The following is a 14,671-nucleotide window of genomic DNA, read 5'->3' as shown; positions in this document are numbered from 1 at the left end:
CACCGCCTCCGCCAGTTGGCCTTATCAATCAAATGCTCAACGCATTTTTCCAGATCAGGCTCACATAAACCCCACATGAGACAAAGCCCCCGATCGAGGGCTCGGTGGCTTTGTGGCTCTGCCTGATCCGTGCCGAGCATTGATCCACACCGCCAGTCCAGCGGTCCGCTCCCGACTTCATTCAAACCATGAATCCGGCGACCCAACGCACATGGCAGGATCGCGCGTGCGCCCCGCAGGGATGCCCGCCGGCACACAGCATCAGACACCGAAGTGGCGCCGGTAGCGCACCGGCATGTCGCCGATGCGCATGATCATCGGCAGGTCGGCGGCATTGAAGTCCGGGTCCCAGGCCGGCGGGCCCATGACCTTGGCACCCAGACGCAGGTAGCCCTTGATCAGCGCCGGTGGCTCCACTTCCAGCGAGCTGTCCAGCTGATCGACCGGCAGCGGCAGCCGCGGCCGCACGTGGCAGTCGATCGGGGCCATGTGCCTGCCCTGAACCTGGCGCCAGATGCTGGCTGCCGCGTGGCCACCGCCGATCACGCCATGCGGGCCTTGGTGCTGCATGGGGATGCTGGCACAGCCAATCATGGTGTCCAGCCGGTTGCGCTGCATGAAGGCCGCGAGCGCACCCCACAGGGCCATGATCACGCCTCCCTGGCGGTAGTCACGGTGCACACAACTGCGGCCCAGCTCCACCATGCTCTCTCGCAGCCGGCGCAGGCGCACCAGGTCAAACTCGGTGTCGCAGTAGGTGCTGCCGGCCCGCTTGGCTTGCTGGGGCGTCAGTACGCGGTAGGTACCGATCACCCGGCGCGTGACGACGTCGCGCACCAACAGGTGCTCGCAGTAGTCGTCAAACAGATCGACATCGTGGCCCGGCACCGCCTTGGAGAGGATGGCTCCCATCTCGCCGGCAAACACCTCGAACCTCAGGCGCTGCGCCTCCCTAACCTCATCCAGGTGCCGCGCCCAGCTGACGTCGATACCGCCCGCAGCCGGGACCACCACCGCAGCAGGCTCGCCGGTGCATGGGCGAAGCGTCCTCCGGAAGTCGGGTAGCGGCGCCAGGTCCAGCATCAGAGTCGGCAGTTCTCGCATGTGGGGTTCCTGGGTCAAGATGTGTCGGTTGTTCATGCCCTCGATGCTCCGGCCGCTTCATGTCATTTCCGTGGCGGTGTCATGAAGCTTTTGTGACGACGCAAGCCGGCACCACGAACGGCCACACCACTGTCATGAAACTTTCATGACCACAGCGCAGACTGGACTCGCTTTCCATCAACCCACGCCGAACCGACATGAGCTTCAAAGCCGAATCGCACTTCAACAACGAAGACTCCAACACCACGAACAACCCGGGCATTGACGAGATCCTTGAAGCACGCCTGAGCCGCCGCCGCCTGTTCAAGGGCGCCGGTCTGGCGGGCGCCGCCGTGGGCGCCTCGGCCCTGACCGGCTGTGCCACCGGCATGGGTGGCGGCAGCGGCCACAGCGTGGGCAGCCTGTCCTTCAAGGCCGTGGCCAAGCACACCAGCGACAAGGTGGTGGTGCCCGAGGGCTACACGGCCCAGGTCCTCTACGCCCTGGGCGACCCGCTGACGGCGTCCACCCCCGCCTTCAGGAACGACGGCACCGACGCCGACTTCGGCAACCGCGCCGGCGACCACCACGACGGCATGGAGTGGTTCGGCCTCGATGCGCAGGGCAGACCCTCCCGCAGCGCCGCCCTGCGCGGCCTGATCGCAATGAACCATGAGGCCACCACGGACGAAAAGCTGTCGTCCTTCTTCCTGCACGCCGACGGCGGCACCGCCACCCTGCCCCGCCCCGCCGCGGAGGTGGACAAGGAGCTCATGATCCACGGTCTCTCCGTGGTCGAGGTTCAGTCCGACGGCAAGCGCTGGGCCTACCAACCGGACTCGCCGTTCAACCGCCGCATCACCACCATGACCGAAGCCGCCATCCACGGACCGGCCCGTGGCAGCGAGCACCTGGTCACCCGGTACGACAACACCGCCACCCGGGCCCGCGGCACGCTCAACAACTGCGGCGCCGGCCGGACGCCCTGGGGCTCCTTTGTGAGCGGCGAAGAAAACTGGTTCGGCTACTTCTTCCGCGACGCCAAGGACGACGAAGCACGCAAGAACGACAAGCAGGTCAAGGGCCTGGTGCGCTACGGCCGCAAGGCCGGCGCCGCCAGCCGCCACGGCTGGGAAAGCGCCGGCACGGCCGACCAGTACGCCCGCTGGAACAACAGCGCCAGTGGCGCCAGCGCGAAGGACGACTACCGCAACGAGATGAACACCTTCGGCTATGTGGTGGAACTCGACCCCTATGACGGCCGTTCGCTGCTGCGCAAGCGCACCGCGCTGGGCCGCATGGGCCACGAGAACATCACCTTCGCCAAGGTGAGCCCGGGCCAGCCGGTGGTGGCCTACATGGGCGACGACGCGCGCGGCGAGTACATCTACAAATTCGTCTCGGACGCGAAGTGGGACGCCGCCGACGCCGAGCCGGCCAACCGCCTGGCCGCGGGCGACAAGTACCTCGACAAGGGCACGCTGTACGCCGCGCGCTTCAAGAGCGATGGCACCGGCCAGTGGTTGGAACTGTCGATGGACAACCCGGTGATCGCCGGCAGCTCCTACTTCGAGTTCAAAGATGCGGCCGACATCGCCGTTTTCACCCGCCTGGCGGCCGACGCCGTGGGCGCCACCAAGATGGACCGACCCGAGTGGGCCGGCGTGAACCCGAAGAACGGCGAGGTCTACATCACGCTGACCAACAACAGCGCCCGCACGGGCGCCACCGCCGACAGCGCCAACCCCCGCGCCTACACTGACATGAAGGGCAGCAAGACGCAGAAGGGCAACGTGCACGGCCACATCCTGCGCCTGGCCGAAAGCCAGCCTACCGACACAGGCTTCCGGTGGGACATCTATCTATTCGCGTCGGAGGCCGATGCCGACAAGGCCACGGTGAACCTCTCGAACCTGAACGACGAGAACGACCTGTCCTCGCCTGATGGACTGGTGTTCAGCCAGGCCACCGGCCTGTGCTGGATCGAGACCGACGACGGCGCCTACACCGACAAAACCAACTGCATGCTGATGGCCGCGGTGCCAGGCCGTGTGGGCGACGGTGGCAGCAAGTCGCTGACCTACGGCGACAAGACGGTCACCACCCATGTGGGCAAGGCACAAACGCCCGCGACCTTCAAGCGCTTCCTGGTCGGCCCCAGGGGCGCCGAGATCACCGGCATCACCGAAACGCCCGACGGCCGTGCGCTGTTCGTCAACATCCAGCACCCGGGTGAAAACACGAAGATGGCCGATACCACCAACCCGGCGAAGTACGAGAGCCAGTGGCCCGCCAACGCCGGCTACGGCGCCGGCCAGCGCCCGCGCTCGGCCACCATTGTCATCACCAAGAACGACGGTGGCGTCATCGGCAGCTGATGGATGACTGGCGCCAGCTTGCCACGCTGACCCCGCTCACGACGATGGACCGCGCCCACGCGGTCTCTCACACACCACAGGAGTAGGACGCAGAGAAGGCCATCATCCTGCGATGAAGCGATCGGGGTCACATCAGACTGGGGATTCAGAGCAGGGCGACTGAAAACGGGATGACATCGCCGTCATCCCGGTGTCCGGCCTCGCCCTTGCCGCCAAGGATGACATGAACTAGGATTCACTCCATCAATGAATTCAAATTCATTTCTTCATGGCCTACCGCAAAACCGAACAGATCGAGGCCCGCCTGGCCGACAAGCGCGCGCTGATACTCGCTGCGGCCCGGATGATGGTTTCCGAGGGCGGCTGGAGCGAGGCACAGATCAGCCACGTCGCATCGTCTGCCGGCGTGGCCATCGGCTCGGTCTATCGCTACTTCCCATCCAAAGCAGACCTGTTCGTCGAGGTGCTGTCCACCGTTTCCCAACGGGAAGTGGACGTGCTGCAAGCCATCGCGAACAGCGCCGACGCCCCTTCCCAGAACCTGCATGTCGCGGTGTCCACCTTTGTCGAGCGCGCGATGCGCAACCGCCGGCTGGCCTACGCGCTGATCGCAGAGCCCTGTGAGAAGGAACTGGATGAGGCGCGACTGGTGTATCGCCGTGCCATCAGCCAGCAGATCATGCGGATCGTCAGGGCGGGTCAGGAGCGAGGTGATTTCCGTACAGACATCGATCCCTCGATCGCAGCCACCGTCATCGTCGGCGGCTTCATGGAAAGCCTGATCGGCCCGCTGTCACCACTCAATGCCGACTTTGACATTTCGGGCCAACACGACCTGGACGCTGTGCACGGCCTGGCCAGCCAGATCGCCGATGTTTGTTGTGCCACCGTGCTCCCCCCCCAGAAGATCACCCCGATCACCCTCGCCAACAGGAGACAACGATGAACGCCCCCCTTCCAACACAAGCCAGGCCGCCGGCCCATCAGGCAAGCCGCTTCTCGACCCATGTCGTGAAGAACCAGGCAGACTTTCCGTTCGGATTCAATGCGTTCGAGGACGATGTCATTCTGAAGGCGGCGGTCGAACGCGAAGCCCCCTGGGCTGCAACCAGGGCGTCTGCCATCGGGCACCTGGCCGGCAGTGAAGCGGTGCAGGAGCTGGCACGCCAGGCCAACCGGTTCATCCCGGAGCTGAAAACGCACGACCGCTACGGCAACCGGATCGACTGGGTCGACTTGCACCCCGCCTGGCACCAGTTGATGTCACTGGCCTGGCAGCATGAAGTCCCCACACTGGCATGGACGGCCCAGGAAAAGCACCCCCACTTTGCACGCGCGGTTCTGTCTTACTTGTGGAATCAGGTGGAGCAAGGCACGGGCTGCCCCACCGGCATGGCTTATGCCGCGCACGCGGGCTTCATGCATGAGCCTGCCCTCAAGGTCTGGGCAGAAAAGTCCCTGGGCACCGTCTACGATTTCAGCCGCCGCGAGGTCGCGGACAAGCCCTCGGTGGTCGTTGGCTACGCCATGACCGAAAAGCAAGGCGGCTCCGACCTTCGGGAGACCCAGACCACGGCGGTGTTTGCGCACTCGGCCGATTACCACGGAGCGGTGGCACATTGGTACGAACTGACGGGGCACAAATGGTTTTGCTCGGTCCCGCAGTCGGATGGTTTCTTCACCCTGGCCAAGGTCAATGGCGAAGTCACCTGCTTCTTCCTGCCGCGGACCTTGCCCGACGGCAGCTACAACCGCTTTTTCCTGCAGCGCCTCAAGGACAAGGCCGGCAACAAGTCCAACGCCTCCAGCGAAGTCGAGTACGCCGGCACACTGGCCATTCGCGTGGGTGAAGAAGGCAGGGGTTTGCGGGAAATCCTGTCACACGCACACCTGACCCGCCTGGACTTTGCCGTTGGCTCGGCCGGTCTCATGCGGCAAATGCTGACGCTCGCGCTGAATCACACCACCACACGCGACGGCTTTGGCTCCAGCCTGGCCAGGCGCCCGATGATGGCCAACGTGCTGGCCGACATGGCGGTTGAGGTCGAGGCATCCACGCTGATGGCGCTGCGCGTCGCCAAGGCCACGGACCACATCGAAACCGACGCCAGAGAAAAGGCGTTTGCCCGTATCACCACGCCGATGGCCAAATACTTCAACTGCTCGCGTGTGGTGGCCGTGGCCAACGAGGCCCTGCAGTGCCACGGCGGCAACGGCTTTGTGGAGGATGGTCCGATGGCCCGCCTGTACCGCGAGGCCCCGTTGAACAGCGTCTGGGAAGGCTCCGCCAACATGATGTGCATGGACGTGCGGCGTGCCATGCAAAAGGACCCCGGTTGTCGCGATGCGCTGATGGCGGAGCTGACGAGCGTCAAGGGGATGGATTCGCGCTTCGACGCCTTCGTCAGCACAACCTCTGAGCTGCTTCAGGCCATGATCGATGACGAATTCCTCGCCCGCCCGGCCACGGAGGCGGTGGCGCGCTGCGTTCAGGGCGTGGAGCTGTTGCGTCACGCCACATCGGACGTCGTCGATGTGTTCCTGAAGACCAGGATCGGCGGCATCGCCAGCAACTGGGGTGTCATGTTCGGCACTCTGGGGCCCGGCGTGTCGCAGGCTCAGGCAGATGCGATCGTAGAACGCGCCCGCGTCAAACGCTAACCCCGGTCAAGCGTCACTGGCCTTCAGACCTGTACGTCCCTGAAGGCTTCTGTTGTCCGAAGTGGCCAACACGCCGTGGCTGCCAACGTGCCGGCCACCGGCAACGGCCGGCTTGACGCAGGTTGCCGCGCATTTGCTACCCTATGTACCCGAAGGGTTGCAACCATGAACGACATCATCTGCCCGCACTGCGGCAAGGCTTTCAAGATCGATGAAGCGGGCTACGCCGACATCCTCCAGCAGGTACGCGACAGCGACTTCGAGCACCAACTGCATGAACGGCTGGAGCTGGCCGAGCGCGAAAAACAGGCCGCCATCGAACTGGCACGTGCCCAGTTGAGCGCGGCGTGGCAGAAACAGAGCGCCGAACGCGAGGCGGAAGTCCAGAGGCTCAAGGCCCAGTTGGAGGCCGGCGAAGTGGCCCGCCAGTTGGCCGTGGCACAGGCCCTCAGCGAGGTCGAGAAGCAAAGAGATGCCCTGGCCAGCGAACTGGACAAGGCCCGGCAGGAAACCCAGGCGGTCCGGCAACTGGCCGAGGCGCAACGCCTGGCCGACTTGCAGAAAACCGCTGCCAGCAAGGACAGCGAGATCCAGGACCTGAAGGCCCGACTGGCCGAGGTGGCGCTGTCACAGAAGCTGGCCATCACCGAGGCCCTGGCCTCCGTCGAAAAGCAGCGCGACGAACTGCAGGCCAGCCTGGCCCAGGCCCGCCTGGAAAAGCAACTGGCCGAGCAATCCCTCAAGGAACGCTACGAAGTGCAGCTCAAGGACCGCGACGACGCCATCGAACGCCTGCGCGACATGAAGGCGCGCCTGTCCACCAAGATGGTGGGCGAAACGCTGGAGCAGCACTGCGAGACCGAGTTCAACCGCATCCGCGCCACCGCCTTTCCCCGGGCCTACTTCGAGAAAGACAACGACGCCCGCACGGGCAGCAAGGGCGACTACATCTTCCGCGACACCGATGAGTCGGGCACCGAGATCGTCTCCATCATGTTCGAGATGAAGAACGAGAGCGATGCGACGGCGACCCGCAAGCGCAACGAGGACTTCCTGAAAGAGCTGGACAAGGACCGCACGGAAAAGGGCTGCGAGTACGCGGTGCTGGTCTCCCTGCTGGAACCCGACAGCGAGCTCTACAACACCGGCATCGTCGACGTGTTCCACCGCTACCCGAAGATGTATGTGGTGCGGCCGCAGTTTTTCATTCCCATCATCACGCTGCTGCGCAACGCGGCGATGAACACCGTCAGGTACAAGGCGGAACTGGCCCTGGTCAAGGCCCAGAACATCGACATCACCCACTTCGAGAGCCGGCTGGAGAGCTTCAAGAGCGCCTTCGCGCGCAACTACGACCTGGCCTCAGGCCATTTCCAGAAGGCGATTGCGGAGATCGACAAGTCCATCGACCACCTGCAGAAAACCAAGGATGCCCTGCTGGGCGCCGATCGCAACCTGCGCCTGGCCAATGACAAGGCCCAGGACGTGACCATCAAGAAGCTGACCCGGGGCAACCCGACCATGGCGGCCAAGTTTGCAGAACTCAGGCAAGCCGGCCCCGCGGCGGAAGACTGAAGGCCCCCGCCACCCTCAGCCCCTGCTTCACGCCAAGTCCTGCTCGGCGGCGCGGCCGGCCGGCCGGCTGCCGTCAGCGGGCCTGGCTCGATGCGCACATGGCCATCGTCACGGCTTCTTGTCGGCCGCGGCCGGGGCCTCGCCCACAGCATCGCGCACGCACTTCCTGGTGAAGCTGGTCTTGGCGGCGCCCGCCAGCTTCTTCTCGGCGGCAGCCAGGTCGCACGCGGCGGCGGCGTCACGCTCGCACTTGTTCAGGAACGAGGTCCTGGCGGCACCGGCCAGCTTTTTCCCGGCGGCGGCCGCCTGGCAGGTGCTGGTGTCCTGCGCATGCGCCTGGGCGGCAAAGACGGTCAGGGCCACGGCGGCCACGCGGAAGGCGGTCAACATCTTCATGGGCAGACTCCACACCAGAAACAAACGGTGGGCACAGTCTGCCACAAGCGCCCGCGCCGCGATGCCCGCGGCATCCCTCAGTCGGGCAGGAACAGCGTCTGCAGGTCGCTCAGGAAATCGAAGCCGCGCTCGGTGGGTCGCACCCAGCCGGCCTCCTCCACCAGCCAGCCCCTGGCCACCCCGGCATCGATGCCAGCGCGGAAGGCCGACGCCGGCAGCCCCGTGCGCTCCAGCATCTCCCGCATGGCAAAGCCCTCGCGCAGGCGCAGGGCGTTGAGCGTGTACTCGAACGGCAGGTCGCGGCGCGCCACCTCGTCCGACTGCACCACCGCGTCACCGGCCCGCGCGCGCTCCATGTACAGGCGCGGCTCGCGCGCGCGCACCTGGCGCAGCACGCGATGCGCGAAGCTGAGCTTGCTGTGCGCGCCCGCCCCGATGCCCAGGTAGTCGCCGAACTGCCAGTAGTTGAGGTTGTGCTGGCAGCGGTGGCCGGCCCGGGCATAGGCCGAGACCTCGTAACGCGCCAGCCCCGCGTCCGCCGTCAGCTCGGTGATGCGGTCCAGCATGGCATAGGCCTCGTCGTCCTCCGGCACCGCCGGCGGAAACTTGGCGAACACCGTGTTCGGCTCGATCGTCAGGTGGTAGATCGAGATGTGCGGCGGCGCGAACGACAGCGCCGTGCGGATGTCCTCCTCGCACTGTGCCAGCGTCTGCCCCGGCAGCGCGTACATGATGTCGAGGTTGAAGGTCTCGAAGGCCTGCGCCGCCTCCGCCACCGCCGCCAGTGCCTGCGCGCGGTCGTGCACGCGGCCCAGCGCCCTCAGGTGCCCGTCGTGGAAGCTCTGCACGCCGATCGACAGCCGCGTCACGCCCGCCTCGCGGAAGGCCCGGAAGCGGTCCTTCTCGAAAGTGCCCGGGTTGGCCTCCAGCGTCACCTCCGCACCCGGCGCCAGGCGCAGGCGCGAGCGCACGTCCGACAGCAACCGGTCGATGGCGTCGGGCGAGAACAGGCTGGGCGTACCGCCGCCGATGAACACCGTCTGCACCGTCCGGCCCCAGATCAGCGGCAGCGCCGACTCCAGGTCGGCCACCACCGCCGCCACATAGTCCAGCTCGGGCATCGCGGCGCCCGGCGCCGCGGTCGCGCCCCATTCGTGCGAGTTGAAATCGCAGTAGGGGCACTTCTTCAGGCACCAGGGCAGGTGGATGTACAGCGACAGCGGCGGCAACTCCTGCAACTGCAGGGTGCCGGGGCGCGTCCAGTGCCGCAGCGCGTCGGTCACGAGAACCACCGCTCGCGCATCAGCGCCAGCATCTGCCGCGCCGCCCGCCCGCGGTGGCTGTGGGCGTTCTTCACGTCGGTCGGCAACTGGGCGAAGGTCTTGCCGAACTCGGGCAGGAACATCACCGGATCGAAGCCGAAGCCGCCGTCGCCCACCGGCTCCTGCATGATCAGCCCGGCCACGCGGCCCGAGGCCACCAGCGGCTCCGGATCGTCGGCGCCGCGCACCGCCACCAGCGTGCTCACCATGGCGGCGCGCCGGTCTGCCACGCCCGCCAGTTGCTCGAGCAGGGCGCGCACGTTGTTGGCGTCGCTCTTCTCGTAGCCGAAGCGCGTGCAGTAATAGGCCGTGTCCACGCCCGGCTGCCCGCCGAACGCCTCCACGCACAGGCCGGCGTCGTCGGCCAGCGCCGGCAGCCCGCTTTCGTGCGCGGCGTGGCGCGCCTTGGCCAGCGCGTTCTCGACGAAGGTGCGGTGCGGCTCGGGCGCCTCGGGGATGCCGAGGTCCGCCTGCCGCACCAGCTCCACGCCCAGGGGCGCGAACAGGTCCTGCAGTTCGGCCAGCTTGCCGCGGTTGTTGGACGCCAGCACCAGCTTCATCGTCATGCCTCCAGCGCCGCCTTCTGCAAGGCCACCAGCTCGGCAATGCCCTTCTCGGCCAGCACCAGCAAAGCGTCCATCTCCTGGCGGGTGAAGGCCACGCCCTCGGCGGTGCCCTGCACCTCGACGTAGTGGCCGGCACCGGTCATCACCACGTTCATGTCGGTGTCACAGGTCGAGTCTTCCTCGTACGCCAGATCGAGCAGGGGCACGCCATCGAGGATGCCCACCGACACGGCCGCCACATGGCCCTTGATCGGCGAGGTGGCGATCTTGCCCTCGGCCAGCAGGCGGCTCACCGCATCGTGCGCAGCCACGAAGGCGCCCGTGATGCTGGCCGTGCGCGTGCCGCCATCGGCCTGCAGCACGTCGCAATCGAGCGAAATGGTGCGCTCGCCCAGTGCCCTGAGGTCGAACACGGCGCGCAGCGAGCGTCCGATCAGGCGCTGGATCTCCTGCGTGCGACCGGTCTGCTTGCCCTTGGCCGCCTCGCGGCTGCTGCGGGTATGGGTGGCGCGCGGCAGCATGCCGTACTCGGCCGTCACCCAGCCTTCGCCGCTGCCTTTCTTGTGCGGCGGCACCTTTTCCTCGACCGACGCGGTGCACAGGACCTTGGTGTTGCCGAACTCGATCAGCACCGAGCCTTCGGCGTGCATGGTGTAGCCGCGGGTGATGCGCACCGGGCGCAAAGCATCATGGGCCCGCTGATCGGGCCGCTGCAATTGACTCATCACAATACCTTCAGGAAGAAGCAGAACGGCGCTCGGCCGTGCGCCGGATCGCCTCGTTGATTTCGGCGATCGAGCGCTCGATCGCCTCGTCGTCCAGGTCCTCGATGGTGGGATCGGGTACGCCAGACTGGATGGTGGAGGCAAAAACGCCGTCTTCAATATCGTCGGTGGACACCCGTGAGGCCTGGAACTCCTCGGGCGTCTCCCACTCCATGGCCACCACGGTCACATTGTCGCAACGTACGCCGCCGCGCCGCAGGGCCATCTCGACCAGTTCCGGCACCGCCTGGTCGAGCGTGCGCCGGGACAGCTCGTAGGCAATCTCGTGGTCCCGCACGGTCCCCCAAAGCCCATCGGAGCACAGCAGCACCCGGTCGCCCTGCACCAGTTGCAGCGGCCCCGAGATGTCGAACACCGGCTTGGCCGGCGAACCCAGGCAGGTGAACAGGATGTTGCGGTTGATGTGTTCGGTGGAGCGGCCCAGGTTCGCCTGCTGCTCAATGTAGGAATGGTCGCGCGTGCGGGTCAGCAGCTCGCCGTTGCGCACCACGTACAGGCGCGAATCCCCACAGTGGATCCAGTGCAGGTGGTTGCGCTCCATCACGGCCGCCACCAGCGTGGTGCGCGGCGTGTCCAGCATGCCCTTCTCGGCGGCGTAGCGGATGATCTGGTGATGCGCCGCCATCAGCGCGCTGCTCAGGAACTCGGGCACCTGGCGCACGGCGGGCGATGCCGCCTTCTGGAAGTAGGCCGACACCGTCTGCAGGGCCAGTTGCGCCGCCATGGCACCGTCGGGGTGGCCGCCCATGCCGTCGGCCAGCACCAGCAGCCCGGACTCGCGCGTGTAGGCATAGCCCATGCGGTCCTCGTTGCGCTCACGGCCGCCCTGGCGGCTGATCTGGTAGACCGAAAACTTCATCGAGGCCTGGTCCCCGCACCGGTCTTGCGCCCGGATTTGGCCTTGTCGGCGACCAGGTTGTCGAACTGCAGGCGCATTTTCTCGGCCACCGTCAGCTTGGTGTAGCTGCGTTCGACCTCGCGGTTGAGTTCCTTCTGCAAGGCAAACACCGACTGCGGGCGCGAGAGCGGATCGAGCGACATGCACCATTCGACCACTTCGATCAGGTTGTCGGAATACACACCGCGCAAACGGGAGAGCGCCAGCGACAGACGGTCTTTTTCCAGCCGCTGGGGCGCGTCGTTGGGCGGGTACCCCTGCATGCTGGCGTAGATGCAGGCGCCAATCGCGTAGATGTCGGTCCATGGCCCCATGCTGGAGTCGCGCCGGTACATCTCGGGCGCCGCGAAGCCGGGCGTGTACATCGGACGGATGAAGTTGCCTTCCTTGCTCAGCACCTCGCGCGCGGCGCCGAAGTCGATCAGCACGGCACGGTTGTCGTCGGTGATGAAGATGTTGGCCGGCTTGATGTCCAGGTGCAGCATCTTGTGCTGGTGCACGATGCGCAGGCCGCGCAGCACCTCGTCGTACAGCGAGCGGATGGTCGACTCGCGGAACACCTTCTGCTTCTTGAGTTCGCGCGCGGTGATGATGAACTCCTGCAGGGACGCCCCTTCCAGGTAATTCATCACCATGTAGACGGTTTCGTTCTCGCGGAAGAAATTGAGCACGCTGACCACCGACTGGTGCGAAATCTGCGCCAGCGCACGCCCTTCCTCGAAGAAGCTCTTGAGCCCCAGCCGGTACAGCGAGAGCTTTTCGGGCTGCACCTGCGGCAGCAGCTCGCCCGGCAGTCGCGTGGCCAGCGACGAAGGCAGGTATTCCTTGATGGCCACCTGCTGGCCCTCGGTGTCCACGGCCAGGTACACCACCCCGAAGCCCCCGGCCGCCAGCCTCCTGACGATGCGGTAGCCGCCAATGACGGTGTCGGGGGGCAGGGGGGCGGGTTTGACCTTTGACATAATGCGCTGAGCAGTCCGTGACGCCTCGTTTGGGGCCATTCAATCCGAAAGGCCCGATAGCGGCCCTCTATGTCCAATGCCAGTTTACAGCATGACCGGCTACGCCACGGCCCAAAGTGGCAACGGGACCGGCGGCGCCGATGAGCCGGCCCGCACCGGTCTGGGTCTCGAAATCCGATCGGTCAACAGCCGCTTCCTGGACCTGAGTTTCAAGCTGGCCGACGAGTTGCGTGGCGCCGAACCGGCCCTGCGCGAGTTGCTGACGGCCAGGCTCAAGCGGGGCAAGGTCGAGGTGCGCGCCTGGGTGGAGGGCCGCCACGACAGCACCACCCGGGCACCCAGTCCGCACGAGTTGCAGCGGCTGTCCGCCCTGCAGGAAGGTATCCAGGCCTGGTGCCCCAAGGCGGCACCGCTGTCGGTGGCCGAAATCCTGCAACTCACCGCTCGCCAGACGGCCCAGCCCGGCCAATGGCAGGACACCCTGGTGGCGCTGGGCGAGCGCACGGTCGAGGCCCTGCTCGATGCCCGTGCCCGCGAAGGTGCCCGCCTGGTCGAGATGCTGATCGACCGCCTGCGCCAGTTGCGGCAACTGGCCCGGGACGCCCAGCCCCTGGTCCCGCTCCTGGTCGAGCAGCAGCGCCAGCGCTTCCTCGACCGCTGGAACGAAGCCCTGGGTGCCGCCAGCACCACGAGCGGCAGCGCGGCCGCGCAGGAGCGTGCCCTGACCGAAGCCACCGCCTATGCCATCCGCATCGACGTGGCCGAGGAGCTCACCCGCCTCGAATCCCATCTGGACGAAATCGAGCGCCTGCTCGGCCGGGGCGGCGAAACCGGCAAGCGGCTGGACTTCCTCATCCAGGAGCTGCACCGCGAAGCCAACACCCTCGGATCCAAGTCGTCCAGCCTCGAGCTCACCCGCATTTCGGTCGACATGAAGGTGCTGATCGAACAGATGCGCGAGCAGGTGCAAAACCTCGAGTGAGGCCGGCGGGCCGCCATCCGGCCAGACCGTCGGCCGCGTTTCGCTAAAATCGGCCGATGGAATACCCCGGCAACCTGTTCGTCGTCGCGGCCCCGAGCGGGGCCGGCAAATCCAGCCTGGTCAGGGCGCTCATGGAACTGGACAAGCGGGTCGTGCCGTCGGTGTCACACACCACCCGCCGCCCGCGCGGGCAAGAGGTGCACGGCCGCGAATACTATTTCGTCAGCAACGAAACCTTTGACCAGATGGTCGCCCAGGGTGCGTTTCTCGAATGGGCCAACGTGCACAGCAACCGCTATGGCACGTCCAAGCAGGCCATCGAGCAGCGCATGCAGCAAGGCGCCGACGTGGTGCTGGAGATCGATTTCCAGGGCGCCATCCAGGTCAAGCGCATCTTCCCCAACGCGGTGCTGGTATTCATCCTGCCCCCCAGTTGGGAAGAATTGCGCTCGCGCCTGGAACGCCGCAACGAGGACAGCGCCGACACCATCGAACTGCGGCTGAAGAACGCGGCGCAGGAGATGAACCATGCGCGGGAGTTCGATTTCGTTATAATCAACGAGTTATTCGAGCGCGCCTTGTTCGATCTCAAGGCCATTGTGCATGCGCAGCGTCTGAAGTACGCCGCCCAGCGTATCGCCCGCAACGATACGTTCACCGCGCTCGGCATCCGCTGACCGAATCACCACTTTTCCCGCCCGAGGTCCCTATGGCACGCATCACCGTCGAAGATTGCCTGGAGCAAATCCCCAACCGCTTCCAGTTGGTGCTGGCCGCCACCTACCGTGCCCGCATGCTCAGCCAGGGCCATGCCCCGAAGATCGAAAGCAAGAACAAGCCCGCCGTCACGGCGCTGCGCGAAATCGCTGCCGGCAAGGTCGGCCTCGAGATGCTCAAGAAGGTGCCGACCTGAGCGCAGCAGCGGCAAGCTTCTGATCAAAGAAAACCCGCCACTTCGGCGGGTTTTTTTGTCAGTCCGTCACGCAGCAAAAGAGGGCCGCGGCTCCAAGCCTGCCAGCGCAGGCTGGGACGTGCCCGAAGAGCCGCCGGCGCTGGCGGCGGC

14 protein-coding genes are annotated in these 14,671 nt (G+C 66.1%); 7 read left to right on the top strand and 7 right to left on the bottom strand.

What is annotated here, in order from left to right; all coding sequences use genetic code 11:
* Nucleotides 1-261: 261 nt before the first annotated feature.
* Nucleotides 262-1,104, bottom strand: a complete 843-nt coding sequence (locus tag PHQ87_RS05095) for a GNAT family N-acyltransferase (protein WP_300231817.1) — start codon at nucleotides 1,102-1,104, stop codon at nucleotides 262-264.
* 197 nt (nucleotides 1,105-1,301) lie between these two features.
* Here PHQ87_RS05095 and PHQ87_RS05090 point away from each other — a divergent pair, with 197 nt between their 5' ends.
* The 4 genes from PHQ87_RS05090 (at nucleotide 1,302) to PHQ87_RS05075 (ending at nucleotide 7,697) form a co-directional block, all read left to right on the top strand.
* On the top strand, nucleotides 1,302-3,461 hold the full coding sequence (locus PHQ87_RS05090; RefSeq protein WP_300231813.1) for a PhoX family phosphatase: 2,160 nt from the start codon (nucleotides 1,302-1,304) through the stop codon (nucleotides 3,459-3,461).
* Between the two features lie 268 nt (nucleotides 3,462-3,729).
* Complete coding sequence (locus PHQ87_RS05085; RefSeq protein ID WP_300231812.1) at nucleotides 3,730-4,407, top strand: TetR/AcrR family transcriptional regulator; 678 nt, start codon at nucleotides 3,730-3,732, stop codon at nucleotides 4,405-4,407.
* Nucleotides 4,404-6,122 (top strand): acyl-CoA dehydrogenase family protein, encoded by a 1,719-nt coding sequence (locus tag PHQ87_RS05080; RefSeq protein WP_300231810.1) that lies wholly within the window; start codon nucleotides 4,404-4,406, stop codon nucleotides 6,120-6,122. Before PHQ87_RS05085 ends, PHQ87_RS05080 begins: the two co-directional genes overlap by 4 nt.
* A 165-nt stretch (nucleotides 6,123-6,287) precedes the next feature.
* The gene (locus tag PHQ87_RS05075) at nucleotides 6,288-7,697 is read left to right on the top strand and encodes a DUF2130 domain-containing protein (protein WP_300231809.1); all 1,410 of its coding nucleotides are present in this window, start codon (nucleotides 6,288-6,290) and stop codon (nucleotides 7,695-7,697) included.
* A 108-nt stretch (nucleotides 7,698-7,805) separates the two neighbouring features.
* On the opposite strand, the gene PHQ87_RS05070 is transcribed toward PHQ87_RS05075, so the two are convergent.
* The 6 genes from PHQ87_RS05070 to PHQ87_RS05045 form a co-directional block, all read right to left on the bottom strand.
* Complete coding sequence (locus PHQ87_RS05070) at nucleotides 7,806-8,093, bottom strand: hypothetical protein (RefSeq protein ID WP_366524436.1); 288 nt, start codon at nucleotides 8,091-8,093, stop codon at nucleotides 7,806-7,808.
* 77 nt (nucleotides 8,094-8,170) lie between these two features.
* On the bottom strand, nucleotides 8,171-9,376 hold the full coding sequence (gene hemW / locus PHQ87_RS05065; protein ID WP_300231807.1) for a radical SAM family heme chaperone HemW: 1,206 nt from the start codon (nucleotides 9,374-9,376) through the stop codon (nucleotides 8,171-8,173).
* Nucleotides 9,373-9,975 (bottom strand): RdgB/HAM1 family non-canonical purine NTP pyrophosphatase, encoded by a 603-nt coding sequence (rdgB, locus tag PHQ87_RS05060; protein ID WP_300231815.1) that lies wholly within the window; start codon nucleotides 9,973-9,975, stop codon nucleotides 9,373-9,375. The genes hemW and rdgB overlap by 4 nt, the downstream gene beginning before the upstream one ends.
* Before the next feature lie 2 nt (nucleotides 9,976-9,977).
* Nucleotides 9,978-10,706: a ribonuclease PH gene (gene rph / locus PHQ87_RS05055; protein WP_300231805.1), complete on the bottom strand. Its 729-nt coding sequence runs from the start codon at nucleotides 10,704-10,706 to the stop codon at nucleotides 9,978-9,980.
* Nucleotides 10,707-10,716: 10 nt separating this feature from the next.
* Nucleotides 10,717-11,625 (bottom strand): protein phosphatase 2C domain-containing protein, encoded by a 909-nt coding sequence (locus PHQ87_RS05050; protein ID WP_300231803.1) that lies wholly within the window; start codon nucleotides 11,623-11,625, stop codon nucleotides 10,717-10,719.
* Nucleotides 11,622-12,626 (bottom strand): serine/threonine-protein kinase, encoded by a 1,005-nt coding sequence (locus tag PHQ87_RS05045; RefSeq protein WP_300231801.1) that lies wholly within the window; start codon nucleotides 12,624-12,626, stop codon nucleotides 11,622-11,624. Before PHQ87_RS05045 ends, PHQ87_RS05050 begins: the two co-directional genes overlap by 4 nt.
* A 76-nt stretch (nucleotides 12,627-12,702) precedes the next feature.
* Here PHQ87_RS05045 and PHQ87_RS05040 point away from each other — a divergent pair, with 76 nt between their 5' ends.
* From PHQ87_RS05040 to rpoZ, 3 genes are read left to right on the top strand one after another with little or no spacing between them, the layout of a single operon-like run.
* Nucleotides 12,703-13,608 (top strand): YicC/YloC family endoribonuclease, encoded by a 906-nt coding sequence (locus PHQ87_RS05040; RefSeq protein WP_300231800.1) that lies wholly within the window; start codon nucleotides 12,703-12,705, stop codon nucleotides 13,606-13,608.
* A gap of 56 nt (nucleotides 13,609-13,664) precedes the next feature.
* Entirely contained in the window at nucleotides 13,665-14,285 is a 621-nt protein-coding gene (gene gmk, locus PHQ87_RS05035; RefSeq protein ID WP_300231799.1) for a guanylate kinase, read from the top strand.
* A gap of 32 nt (nucleotides 14,286-14,317) precedes the next feature.
* On the top strand, nucleotides 14,318-14,521 hold the full coding sequence (rpoZ, locus tag PHQ87_RS05030) for a DNA-directed RNA polymerase subunit omega (RefSeq protein WP_300231798.1): 204 nt from the start codon (nucleotides 14,318-14,320) through the stop codon (nucleotides 14,519-14,521).
* Nucleotides 14,522-14,671 lie beyond the last annotated feature (150 nt).

The sequence above is a fragment of the Hydrogenophaga sp. genome (assembly GCF_028698005.1).
Lineage (GTDB): Bacteria > Pseudomonadota > Gammaproteobacteria > Burkholderiales > Burkholderiaceae_C > Hydrogenophaga.
This window is presented reverse-complemented; position numbering and strand designations above follow the sequence as displayed.